Here is an 11896-nt window from a genome sequence, read left to right as displayed (position 1 = left end):
TGACCTGCACTCTAAGGGTTAGATATTTTTTGTCGAACTTTTGGAGTGCAGGTTAGTTTTGATTCTCGCAGATGAACCAACCGCTTCACTAGACCCCAAAAACTCTGAGGAATTACTTTCTATCCTAGAATCATTAAAAAATCCGAATCGAACGATTATTATTGCGACCCACAATCCTCTGATTTGGGAGCAAGTGGACCAAGTCATTCGAGTTACCGATTTATCTCATCGATGATAAGAGAACATTAAGTCAGAAGAAAGGGTCACAAATTCACTTTGTGGCTTTTTTATTTCCGTAAAAATGGTAAAATAGTAGGAGTAGAAATGGAGTTTGAGACATGAAAGTAATCGATCAATTTAAAAATAAGAAAGTCCTTGTTTTAGGTTTGGCTAAGTCTGGTGAGTCTGCGGCCCGTTTGTTGGACAAGCTGGGAGCTATTGTGACAGTAAATGACGGCAAGCCTTTTGAGGAAAATCCTGCTGCACAAAGTTTGCTAGAAGAGGGAATCAAGGTTGTCACTGGTGGGCATCCTTTGGAGCTCTTGGATGAAGAGTTTGCTCTGATGGTGAAAAATCCAGGGATTCCTTATAGCAATCCCATGATTGAAAAGGCTTTGGCAAAGGGGATTCCAGTCTTGACTGAGGTGGAGTTGGCTTACTTGATCTCAGAAGCGCCGATTATCGGTATCACTGGTTCAAATGGGAAAACAACCACAACGACGATGATTGGGGAAGTTTTAACTGCTGCCGGTCAACATGGTCTCTTATCAGGGAATATCGGCTATCCTGCAAGTCAAGTGGCTCAAACTGCGACAGTCAAGGACACGCTTGTCATGGAACTTTCTTCTTTCCAACTGATGGGTGTTCAAGAATTCCATCCTGAGATTGCGGTCATTACCAACCTTATGCCCACTCATATCGACTACCATGGTTCTTTTGAGGAATATGTAGCAGCTAAGTGGAATATCCAGAACAAGATGACAGCAGCTGATTTTCTTGTTTTGAACTTTAACCAAGATTTGGCAAAAGAATTGGCTACTAAAACACAAGCCACTGTTGTTCCATTTTCAACACTTGAAAAGGTTGATGGAGCTTATCTGGAAGATGGTCAACTCTACTTCCGTGGGGAAGTGGTCATGGCAGCTAGTGAAATCGGTGTTCCAGGTAGCCACAATGTAGAAAATGCCCTTGCTACTATTGCTGTAGCCAAGCTTCGTGGTGTGGACAATCAAACCATCAAAGAAGTCTTGTCAGCTTTTGGTGGTGTGAAACACCGTCTCCAATTTGTGGATGAAATTCAGGGTGTCAAATTCTATAATGATAGCAAGTCAACTAATATCTTGGCAACTCAAAAAGCCTTGTCAGGATTTGACAATAGTAAGGTTATCTTGATTGCAGGTGGTTTGGACCGTGGAAATGAATTTGACGAGCTGGTGCCAGATATCACTGGCCTCAAGAAGATGGTCATCCTCGGTCAGTCTGCAGAACGTGTCAAACGGGCAGCAGATAAGGCTGGTGTGGCTTATGTAGATGCGATAGATATTGCAGATGCGACCCGCAAGGCCTATGAGCTTGCGACTCAAGGAGACGTGGTTCTCCTCAGTCCTGCCAATGCTAGCTGGGATATGTATGCTAACTTTGAAGTACGTGGCGACCTCTTTATCGACACAGTAGCGGAGTTAAAGGAATAATATGAAAAAAATTGTCTTTACAGGTGGGGGGACGGTTGGACATGTCACTCTCAACCTTTTGTTAATGCCTAAGTTCATCGAAGACGGCTGGGAAGTTCATTATATCGGGGATAAACACGGAATCGAACACCAAGAAATTCTCAAGTCAGGCTTGAATGTGACCTTCCACTCCATTGCGACTGGGAAGTTGCGTCGCTATTTCTCTTGGCAAAATATGCTGGACGTGTTTAAAGTTGGTTGGGGAATTGTCCAATCCCTCTTTATCATGTTACGACTGCGTCCACAGGCTCTTTTTTCTAAGGGAGGATTTGTCTCTGTACCGCCGGTTATAGCAGCGCGAGTGTCAGGAGTGCCTGTCTTTATTCACGAATCGGACCTGTCTATGGGCTTGGCCAATAAAATTGCCTATAAATTTGCGACTAAGATGTATTCAACCTTTGAGCAGGCTGCTGGTCTCGTAAAGGTCGAGCATGTGGGGGCTGTGACCAAGGTCTCAGACCAAAAAATTCCTGAACCAGATGAATTGGTGGATATCCAAACCCACTTTGATCCTAAATTGCCAACTGTATTGTTTGTCGGTGGTTCTGCAGGAGCTCGTGTCTTTAACCAATTGGTGACTGATCATAAGCAAGAACTGACAGAACGCTACAATATTATCAATCTCACTGGAGATTCAAGCCTCAATGAGTTGAGTCAAAATCTCTTTCGTGTTGACTATGTGACGGATCTCTATCAACCCTTGATGGAGATGGCAGATGTGGTGGTAACGCGTGGTGGTGCCAATACGATTTTTGAGCTCTTGGCCATGGCGAAACTCCATCTTATCGTACCATTGGGTCGTGAAGCAAGTCGAGGAGATCAGATTGAAAATGCAGCCTACTTTGTTAAGAAAGGCTACGCAGAAGAACTTCAAGAAAGTGACCTGACCTTGGAAAGCTTGGAGGAGAAACTTTGTCACTTGCTTAGTCACAAGGACCAATACCAAGCTAGCATGAAAGCTTCGACTGAATTGAAATCTCTTGAGGATTTTTACGATCTATTAAGAAAAGACCTAGCATAAGGAAAACCAATGTCAAAGGATAAGAAAAAAGAATCAAACCAGAAGCAAGAATTGTCTGAATGGCAGAAACGAAACCAGGAATACCTTAAGAAGAAGGCTGAGGAAGAAGCTGCCCTAGCTGAAGAGAAGGAAAAGGAAAAACAAGCTCGAAAGGAAGCTAGCTCGAAACTACTAGAAGAAGTCAAAAAATCATCGAGTGAGTCAGACGAGGAAGCTACAAGTCCAAGCAAGGAACCATCCGAAAAAGAAGAAAAATCTCAAAAGGATGATTCTAAAGTCAAAGAAGAAAAAGAGAAGAAAAAAGAAAAAACAGAGAAACCAGCCAAACCTAAAATTGCGCCTGTTCATATTTGGCGAGCTGTGAGTATCTTGGTACCGAGTGTCCTAGTCCTCCTTTTTTCAGTCTATCTGTTGACTCCACTTTCGACCATCAAAAATATCGAGGTTAAGGGAAATAGTAACACGCAGGCGGATGACATCAAACAGGCTTCTGGAATTCAAGATAGTGACTATACTTTAGCTCTATTGTTGGATAAGGAAACATACGCTGAGCGAATCAAGTCCAATCATTGGATAGAATCGGCGAAGATTAACTATCAATTTCCGACTAACTTTACGATTGAGGTTAAGGAGTTTGATATTGTCGGTTATTATGTGTCTGGTGAAGAGTATTATCCAATTCTTTCTAGTGGTAGGGTTGAGTCAACTCCTGTAAATCGCTTAAACTTGCCTGAGACTTATCTGACAGTTACCTTTAATGATGAGCAGCAGGTGAAAGAGCTGATCACAGGATTATCTACTATCAGTGAGGATATCAAGAGTCAAATCCAGAAAATCGAATTAGCTCCGAGCAAGGCAACAGCAGATCTTTTAAAAATTACTATGCTGGACACAGATGAGATTTTGGTTCCCTTGTCAGAATTGAGCAAGAAATTGCCTTATTACAGCAAAATCAAGCCACAATTGACAGAACCGAGTGTAGTCGATATGGAGGCTGGAGCATACAGCTATACCATAGCGGATAAATTGATAGAAGAGGCTGAGGAAAAAGCCAAACAAGAGGCCAAGGAAGCTGAGAAGAAAAAACAGGAAGAAGAAAAGAAAAAACAAGAAGAACAGGGAAGTCAAACGAGCCAGCAATCACAGAGTCGTTAGACTAACTTTTCCTCTTGATTTTGAATGGTATAGAAGTCCAGTTTCGAGTTTTTGCTTGACAAGTCCTACTATAAATAATAGAATAGAAAAAAACCTTTAAAGCAGTCCAGAGAGGCAGCTAAGGTTAGACGGTGAAAGGGTGGAGACTACCCATTTTTCGTGGAACCTTGCTGTTGGCAGGTTCCTTTTTTCGTGGTTTGTTTTTGACCATACTCTCTTGCTCGCAAAGGTAAAAGGAGAAAAGTATGCGTGAACATCGTCCAGTTATTGCTCTTGATTTTCCTAGTTTTGAGGCGGTCAAGGAATTTTTATCTCTTTTCCCAGTAGAAGAAAGTCTTTATCTAAAAGTAGGGATGGAGCTTTATTATGCGGAAGGTCCAGAAGTTGTCCGTTATTTGAAGTCACTGGGGCATAGTGTCTTTTTGGACCTTAAGCTACATGACATTCCAAATACAGTCAAATCTGCTATGAAGGTCTTATCTCAGCTTGGTGTAGACATGACCAATGTTCATGCTGCTGGGGGTGTAGAGATGATGAAGGCTGCGCGTGAAGGTCTTGGAAAAGAAGCAAAATTGATTGCTGTCACTCAATTGACTTCAACTTCTGAAGAACAAATGAGAGACTTTCAAAATATCCAAACCAGTCTTCAAGAATCGGTCATTCACTATGCCAAGAAGACAGCTGAAGCGGGCTTGGACGGTGTCGTTTGCTCAGCTCAGGAAGTCAAGCTTATCAAAGAAGCAACAAGCAAAGATTTTATCTGTTTGACACCGGGAATTCGTCCAGCGGGAGCTGCGGTAGGAGACCAAAAACGTGTCATGACGCCAGCGGACGCCTATCAAATCGGTAGTGACTATATCGTAGTGGGACGTCCTATTACCCAAGCTGAGGATCCTGTTGTAGCTTATCATGCTATCAAGGATGAATGGAACCAAGACAGAAATTAAAGAAATAGATTATAAAAATAAAAGGAGAATACCATGACACTTGCTAAAGATATCGCTAGCCACCTCTTGAAAATCCAAGCCGTTTACCTCAAACCAGAGGAGCCTTTCACTTGGGCATCTGGTATCAAGTCACCGATTTACACTGATAATCGTGTGACATTAGCCTATCCAGAAACTCGTACCCTAATTGAAAATGGCTTTGTGGAAGCTATCAAAGAAACTTTTCCTGAGGTAGAAGTGATTGCAGGAACTGCGACAGCAGGGATTCCACACGGAGCTATCATTGCTGATAAGATGAACTTGCCTTTTGCCTACATCCGTAGCAAACCAAAAGACCACGGAGCTGGTAATCAAATTGAAGGCCGTGTAGCTCAAGGGCAAAAAATGGTAGTGGTTGAAGACCTTATTTCAACAGGTGGTTCTGTTCTTGAAGCAGTAGCGGCCGCTAAACGAGAAGGAGCAGATGTGCTTGGAGTTGTAGCGATTTTCAGTTATCAATTGCCAAAAGCAGATAAGAACTTCTCAGATGCAGGTGTCAAACTTGTGACGCTTTCGAACTACAGTGAACTCATTCACCTAGCCCAAGAAGAAGGATATATCACACCAGAAGGACTCGACCTTCTAAAACGCTTTAAAGAAGACCAAGAAAATTGGCAAAACGCTTAAAACATAGAAAATCAGGTAGTCGCTAGGATTACCTGATTTTGTTTTTAATACTAAAGTTGAGCGATAACTTCCTCAGTTGTCAAAACTTGGTTGGCAATGTAGCCATAGTTTGTCAGGGCAGCTTGGTAGGCTTCTTCACCTGGAGCACCGACAGCATCGTTAACAACAATGACATTGTAGCCTAATTCTATGAGTTCACGCATATGTGAATCCACGCAGAGATTAGCATTCATACCAGCCAAGATGACGGTGTCGATACCATTTTTGCGGAGTTGAAGGTTAAGGTCGTTGCTTTCTGGGCCAAAGATTTTATGTCCGTTGACAACAATAGTATCTTCATCCAAAAATGGTTTAATCTCTTCAATCATATCTGCTCCAGAGCCTTCTGGAATTGCTGAATACTGGCTATCACGCCAAAACATTTCGTTTTCAATCATCATCGTTTCACCAGCAGCTTTAAATTGCCACTTGTGATCGTGTGGATAGAAGTAGTGCGGTGAGATAAAACGCTTGTAGCCACGCTCTTGAGCAAGAGCGAAAAGCTTTGTCAGATTTTCAATAGTATTAACTTTTTCAAGAACGTCTTTAGTTGCTCCGAATCCTTTACCAGTATGTTTTAGGAATTCAACTTGTGGGTCTGTGATAACAAATGCGACATTTTTCTGATTGAACATGAGGTTCCTCCTAATATGATTTGATTAACAGCCAATAGGAATTTAGACTGTTAGTTTGATGATTTTCCAAATGGTAGTTTTAGTTATATACTGACCATTCGGTACAATTATAATAACATCTAAAATTGAATTTGTAAATTAATTTGCTCAGAACAAAAATTTTAATGATAAAACAGTGGCAAAAGGAGGTGGTTTCAATTGTTTGGTTTCAGGCTCTGAATCTGCTATAATAGGAAAAAGAGAGGTGAGCAGATGAGTGTTAAAGAGCGTATTTTACAAAGTGCTGAGAAATTGATTTATCAGAAGGGTTATGTGGCCACCTCCATCAGTGACATCATGGAGGCAGCTGATGTTGGCAAGGGGCAGCTTTATTATTATTTCAAATCTAAGAAGGAAATTGGTTTGACGGTCATTCAAGATATTTTAGCAAATTGGCGAAAAGAGCTTTTTGAAGATATTTTTGAAGCAGACAAGTCTGACAGTGACAAGTTTTCGGATATGATTGACTGGGTTTGTCAATTTCATGAAAGTCAGACGGTCTTTTATGGTTGCCCAATTGGTAATCTGATTGTGGAATTGTCCACAGAAGATGAGAACTTCCGCTTTCCTCTCAATGATTTTATGACCCAGTGGACAGAGAAGTTAGCCAGCCTCTTGCAAGACCTGCATGCTGACTGGTCAGAAGAGCGGGCGCAGTTGCAGGCCCGTCAAGTCATCTCCAGTATTCAAGGAAGCATTGTCATTCTCAAAGTCAGCCAAGACATCCAAGTTTTGGAAAATAATATGACGGATTTGAAAAAGAATTATTGTTAATTTTTAGCCGAAGAATTAAAAGTATGTTAATTTATGGATTGTGGTTAAGAGGTAAGAATGACAACAGATATTAAAACTGAAATTGGTCATAGAGTAAGACAGGAACATGAACGTCACAAATTGACGAGAGAAGAGGTCTGTGGACAGAAGCTGACTTAATAATCAAACAGCTGATGCGTACTGAGCTTGGGCAATCCTTGCCAACAATTACTAAGTTACAATATTTATCTAAGCGATTAGAAGTTCCGATAGATACTTTTCTTGAAAATAAAGAACTAGCTCTTCCTGAGGAAGAGTTGCTGAGTCTAGACTTGATTGAAAGAATATTAGACTTGATAAGGACAGGGACAGGTAGTTTCGCTGAAGATATTTTTGATGATTATTTTAAGCAAGTAACACTAAAGCAAGTTTACACATTCAATGATTTACTATTAATTGATTATTTTGCTATGCAATGTCAAGACTTGATTTATAGAAGAGAGCATTAGATGATTTTCGGATTAAGTTGTTGAAACAGCAATTAGTTAGTGATGAAATGTATAATGTAGAGCTACTATCAGTTCTTTGTGCCATAGCGGGTGTTTATGTTGTTCATAGTGACTATAAGCATATGATATCTCTAGTAAAAAAGATGAATGAAATTTTATCAGTAACAATGTTGCAAGTCTATAAATCTGGAATTTCAGTATTTGAAGCTAAGTGCTATCTTTATTTTGAAAATGATAAAAATAAAGCAAAGGAACTTTATCACTCAGCAACTATACTAGCTGAACAATTTGATGATAAAGTATTAGAAAATGAAAAGATTATTTGAATTTCCATAACTTAAGAAAGTTCATCATTTTTAATTATCTCTGTAAAATGATTGAAAGCATGAAATTTCCAAACAAAATATTTGAAAAATTTTGAAAAAAGAGTTAGAATATTTTTTGTAATATACAAAGTAAACGCTTACTTATCAAGGAGGACATTTTATGTCATACAAAACAAGCAATGCAGAAGGTCATGTAGATTTCATCAATACCTATGATTTGGAGCCAATGGCGCAACAAGTTATTCCTAAAGCAGCATTTGGCTATATCGCTAGTGGGGCGGAGGATACTTTCACTTTGCGTGAGAATATTCGTGCCTTTAACCACAAACTCATCGTTCCTCATACACTTTGCAATGTAGAAAATCCAAGTACAGAGATTGAATTTGCAGGCGAAAAATTGTCTTCACCAATCATTATGGCGCCTGTTGCGGCTCATAAATTGGCAAATGAACAGGGTGAAGTGGCGACTGCGCGTGGTGTGCATGAGTTTGGTTCTCTCTATACAACCAGCTCTTACTCTACTGTCGACCTTCCAGAAATTACGGAAGCCCTTCAAGGGACACCTCATTGGTTCCAGTTTTACTTTAGTAAAGATGATGGTATCAATCGCCACATCATGGACCGTGTGAAGGCTGAAGGTTATAAAGCGATTGTCTTGACGGCTGATGCTACGGTAGGGGGCAATCGTGAGGTCGATAAGCGTAATGGTTTTGTCTTCCCAGTTGGCATGCCGATTGTTGAAGAATACCTGCCAGAAGGTGCTGGTAAATCAATGGACTTTGTTTACAAATCAGCTAAACAGCGCCTATCTCCACGAGATGTAGAATTTATCGCTGAATACTCAGGACTTCCTGTTTATGTCAAGGGGCCACAATGCCGTGAGGACGTTGAACGTTCGCTTGCTGCTGGAGCTTCTGGTATCTGGGTAACCAACCATGGTGGCCGTCAAATCGACGGTGGGCCAGCTGCCTTTGACTCACTTCAAGAAGTAGCAGAAGCAGTTGACAAACGCGTACCAATTGTCTTTGACTCTGGTATTCGTCGTGGCCAACACGTCTTTAAAGCCTTGGCTTCAGGAGCAGACTTGGTAGCTATTGGCCGCCCGGTTATCTATGGCTTGGCTCTCGGCGGTAGTGTTGGTGTGCGTCAAGTCTTTGAACACTTGAATGCAGAATTGAAGACAGTTATGCAGTTATCTGGAACTCAGACTATTGAAGATGTCAAACACTTCAAACTCCGTCACAACCCATACAATCCAACCTTCCCAGTTGACCCTCGTGACTTAAAATTGTATTGATAAAATAGCTTGCCTCCACTTGATGTGGAGGTTTTTCTTCGTCTATAGGAAGAATAAATCACCATTGAAATCTATATAAATATATTTTTCAGTCAAATATCTTGCTAGGGCTTTCATTTTTTGCTATACTGGTGCAGTAATTAAATAATAAAGACATTTGGGGTGCTTTAGGCTGAGATGATACCCATTGAACCTGATACAGTTAAGACTGGCGAAGGGAAATGTGAAACGTTTTTTCGTATGGCGAAATGAACGATCTAATCTTGTAAGCTAAACTCTAATTCTTGATTGTAATTGGAGTTTTTTTGTTTATATAAACTGGATGAAGGTGATACAAAGCATTTAGGTAGCTTTTCTTGAACGCCCTTGATTTTCTTTAAAAAGGTCAAGTAAAACTAGGATTTTCTTGATGTTTTGTTGATTACGAACGAGTAAAGAGAGGAAAAGTAAATATGGAAAGACAAGACTATGCATTTCAGCCAGGTTTGACTGTTGGAGAATTATTAAAAAGCAGTCAGAAGGATTGGCAGGCTGCAATCAATCATCGTTTTGTTAAGGAACTTTTTGCGGGGACAATTGAGAATAAGGTCTTAAAAGACTACCTAATTCAAGATTATCACTTCTTTGATGCCTTCTTATCCATGCTGGGTGCTTGCGTAGCCCACGCAGACCAGCTTGAATCCAAGCTTCGTTTTGCCAAGCAACTAGGCTTTCTTGAAGCAGATGAAGACGGTTATTTCCAAAAAGCTTTCAAAGATTTAAAAGTATCTGAGAATGACTATCTGGAAGTGACCTTGCATCCTGTAACAAAAGCCTTTCAGGAGCTTATGTATTCTGCTGTATCATCATCAGACTATGCCCATCTTTTAGTCATGCTGGTCATTGGAGAAGGTCTCTATTTAGACTGGGGTTCTAAAGATTTGGCTCTACCTGAAGCCTATATTCATTCGGAATGGATTAATCTCCACAGAGGTCCTTTCTTTGCAGAGTGGGTTCAATTTCTGGTTGACGAACTCAATCGTGTCGGAAAAGGTCGAGAAGATTTGACAGAACTTAAGCAACGCTGGAACCAAGCAGTCGCTTTAGAATTAGCCTTTTTTGATATTGGTTATGATGCTTAGGGAAAGTTCAGGATACTGACAAATTTGATGAGGTAAATCATTCAATGTAACTGAAAAATTTCTTAACGAAAGATAGAGATAAATCGAAATCAGTAGATCGTATAAAGTGAAAAGGAAGGATTTCAATATGACAAGTTTAAAATTATTAAAAGAAAAAGCACCATTAGTAATCTGTATCACCAATGATGTTGTAAAAAACTTTACAGCAAATGGATTAGTAGCACTGGGTGCCTCACCAGCTATGAGCGAGTACCCAGCAGACTTAGAAGATCTATTAAAATATGCTGGAGGATTATTGATTAACATTGGGACTTTAACGGATAATAATTGGAAGCTGTACCAAGAGGCACTAAAAATTGCTGAAAAATATAATGTTCCTGCAGTTTTAGATCCTGTAGCCTGTGGAGCAGGAGAATATAGAAAAAAAGTAGCAGATGATCTAATCAATAATTACAAACTGGCAGCGATTAGGGGAAATGCTGGCGAGATTGCCTCTTTAGTAGGAATAAATGTGGCATCTAAAGGAGTAGATAGTGCAGGCATAGATAATATTGATGAAATTGCTCTAGCAGCAAATAAAAAGTTCAATATTCCAATAGTAGTAACAGGTGAAGTGGATGCCATTGCGGTTAATGGAGAAGTTGTAACGATTCATAATGGTAGTGCCATGATGCCAAAAGTTATTGGGACAGGATGCTTATTAGGTGCTGTAGTAGCAAGCTTTATCGGACTTGAAAAAGGTCAAGAATTGAAATCATTAGAAACAGCAATGTTGGTTTACAATATCGCTGGAGAAATGGCAGAAAAACGTCCAAATGGGCATCTTCCTGGAACATTTAAAGTTGAATTTATAAATGCCTTATACGAGATTACAGACGAAGATGTAAAGGAATTCAAAAGAGTGAAGTAAGATGTTTCATAAAGAATTACTAAAACTATATTTTATTTGTGGAACGACTACTTGCCAAGGAAAAGATATATATAGAGTCGTTGAGGAAGCCTTAAAAGGTGGTATAACCTTATTTCAATTCCGTGAAAAAGGTGAGGGAGCCTTAGAAGGTAAAGAAAAAGTCGAATTAGCAATTAAACTACAGGATCTTTGTAAAAAATACAATGTTCCGTTTATTGTTAATGATGATATTGATTTGGCAATGGAAATTGATGCTGATGGTGTACATGTAGGACAGGATGATCTTGGTGTTGATGAAATTAGAAAATTGATGCCAGATAAAATAATTGGTCTTTCTATAAAAAACGAGGAAGAATTTCAACAATCAAAAGTTGAATATGTAGATTATGTTGGTGTTGGTCCTGTATTTGATACCCAGTCAAAAGATGATGCTGGTGGTGCTATAGGTTATGAAGGTCTTAAATTGATGAGAAAACTATTGCCACAAATTCCCTTAGTTGCAATTGGTGGGATACAGACGCAACATATTAAAGATATTATGAAGACCAATGTTGACGGCGTTTCAATCATTTCAGCAATATCGTATGCAAAAAATATAGAAAAAACTGTTCGGGAAATGAGTGAACAATAGGCATCAATTTTTCCTTGGATTCTGAGGGAGTAGGATTTTCTTTTTTCTAAAAAGATATGTCCAGATTCAGTTCAAATAGCTAATCCATCAAATAAGTCATTTATTTTTTGCAAAAGA

General features: G+C 39.7%; 13 protein-coding genes, 1 pseudogene and 1 riboswitch. Of the genes and pseudogenes, 13 read left to right on the top strand and 1 reads right to left on the bottom strand.

Annotation, left to right across the window (positions count from 1 at the left end; all coding sequences use genetic code 11):
- Positions 1 to 58 precede the first annotated feature (58 nt).
- The 6 genes and pseudogenes from D8854_RS09140 to pyrE form a co-directional block, all read left to right on the top strand.
- Positions 59 to 235 (top strand): annotated as a pseudogene (locus D8854_RS09140) (AAA family ATPase); the annotation flags it as partial.
- Between the two features lie 103 nt (positions 236 to 338).
- Positions 339 to 1691 (top strand): UDP-N-acetylmuramoyl-L-alanine--D-glutamate ligase, encoded by a 1353-nt coding sequence (gene murD / locus D8854_RS09135; protein WP_084947140.1) that lies wholly within the window; start codon positions 339 to 341, stop codon positions 1689 to 1691.
- 1 nt (position 1692) lies between these two features.
- Positions 1693 to 2751: a UDP-N-acetylglucosamine--N-acetylmuramyl-(pentapeptide) pyrophosphoryl-undecaprenol N-acetylglucosamine transferase gene (locus tag D8854_RS09130; protein WP_084947137.1), complete on the top strand. Its 1059-nt coding sequence runs from the start codon at positions 1693 to 1695 to the stop codon at positions 2749 to 2751.
- A 9-nt stretch (positions 2752 to 2760) separates the two neighbouring features.
- Positions 2761 to 3906, top strand: a complete 1146-nt coding sequence (locus D8854_RS09125; protein ID WP_125450580.1) for a cell division protein FtsQ/DivIB — start codon at positions 2761 to 2763, stop codon at positions 3904 to 3906.
- Positions 3907 to 4151: 245 nt separating this feature from the next.
- Positions 4152 to 4853, top strand: coding sequence for an orotidine-5'-phosphate decarboxylase (gene pyrF, locus D8854_RS09120; RefSeq protein WP_125450579.1), 702 nt, complete (start codon positions 4152 to 4154; stop codon positions 4851 to 4853).
- Between the two features lie 33 nt (positions 4854 to 4886).
- A complete protein-coding gene (gene pyrE, locus D8854_RS09115) occupies positions 4887 to 5519 on the top strand; it encodes an orotate phosphoribosyltransferase (RefSeq protein ID WP_061588325.1) in 633 nt (210 codons plus the stop codon).
- 50 nt (positions 5520 to 5569) lie between these two features.
- Here pyrE and D8854_RS09110 read toward each other — a convergent pair whose 3' ends face one another.
- Complete coding sequence (locus D8854_RS09110) at positions 5570 to 6193, bottom strand: cysteine hydrolase (protein ID WP_033605931.1); 624 nt, start codon at positions 6191 to 6193, stop codon at positions 5570 to 5572.
- A 252-nt stretch (positions 6194 to 6445) separates the two neighbouring features.
- On the opposite strand from D8854_RS09110, the gene D8854_RS09105 reads away from it, so the two are divergent.
- From D8854_RS09105 to thiE, 7 genes are all read left to right on the top strand, one after another.
- Positions 6446 to 7006, top strand: a complete 561-nt coding sequence (locus D8854_RS09105) for a TetR/AcrR family transcriptional regulator (protein ID WP_033605930.1) — start codon at positions 6446 to 6448, stop codon at positions 7004 to 7006.
- Positions 7007 to 7179: 173 nt separating this feature from the next.
- The gene (locus D8854_RS09100) at positions 7180 to 7494 is read left to right on the top strand and encodes a hypothetical protein (protein ID WP_002880183.1); all 315 of its coding nucleotides are present in this window, start codon (positions 7180 to 7182) and stop codon (positions 7492 to 7494) included.
- Between the two features lie 20 nt (positions 7495 to 7514).
- Complete coding sequence (locus D8854_RS09835) at positions 7515 to 7820, top strand: hypothetical protein (RefSeq protein WP_162838149.1); 306 nt, start codon at positions 7515 to 7517, stop codon at positions 7818 to 7820.
- A gap of 160 nt (positions 7821 to 7980) precedes the next feature.
- A complete protein-coding gene (gene lctO / locus D8854_RS09090) occupies positions 7981 to 9117 on the top strand; it encodes an L-lactate oxidase (RefSeq protein ID WP_000120723.1) in 1137 nt (378 codons plus the stop codon).
- A gap of 148 nt (positions 9118 to 9265) precedes the next feature.
- Positions 9266 to 9354, top strand: a riboswitch (TPP riboswitch).
- Between the two features lie 215 nt (positions 9355 to 9569).
- Positions 9570 to 10238, top strand: coding sequence for a TenA family protein (locus D8854_RS09085; RefSeq protein ID WP_125450578.1), 669 nt, complete (start codon positions 9570 to 9572; stop codon positions 10236 to 10238).
- Between the two features lie 127 nt (positions 10239 to 10365).
- Complete coding sequence (gene thiM / locus D8854_RS09080) at positions 10366 to 11148, top strand: hydroxyethylthiazole kinase (RefSeq protein ID WP_185768086.1); 783 nt, start codon at positions 10366 to 10368, stop codon at positions 11146 to 11148.
- 1 nt (position 11149) lies between these two features.
- Entirely contained in the window at positions 11150 to 11779 is a 630-nt protein-coding gene (thiE, locus tag D8854_RS09075; protein ID WP_033605926.1) for a thiamine phosphate synthase, read from the top strand.
- The last annotated feature ends 117 nt before the right edge of the window (positions 11780 to 11896 follow it).

The organism is Streptococcus mitis (genome assembly GCF_003943905.1).
GTDB classification, from domain to species: domain Bacteria; phylum Bacillota; class Bacilli; order Lactobacillales; family Streptococcaceae; genus Streptococcus; species Streptococcus mitis_BC.
The sequence above is the reverse complement of the archived record's forward strand: the minus strand, read 5'-3'. Positions and strand labels throughout refer to the sequence as shown.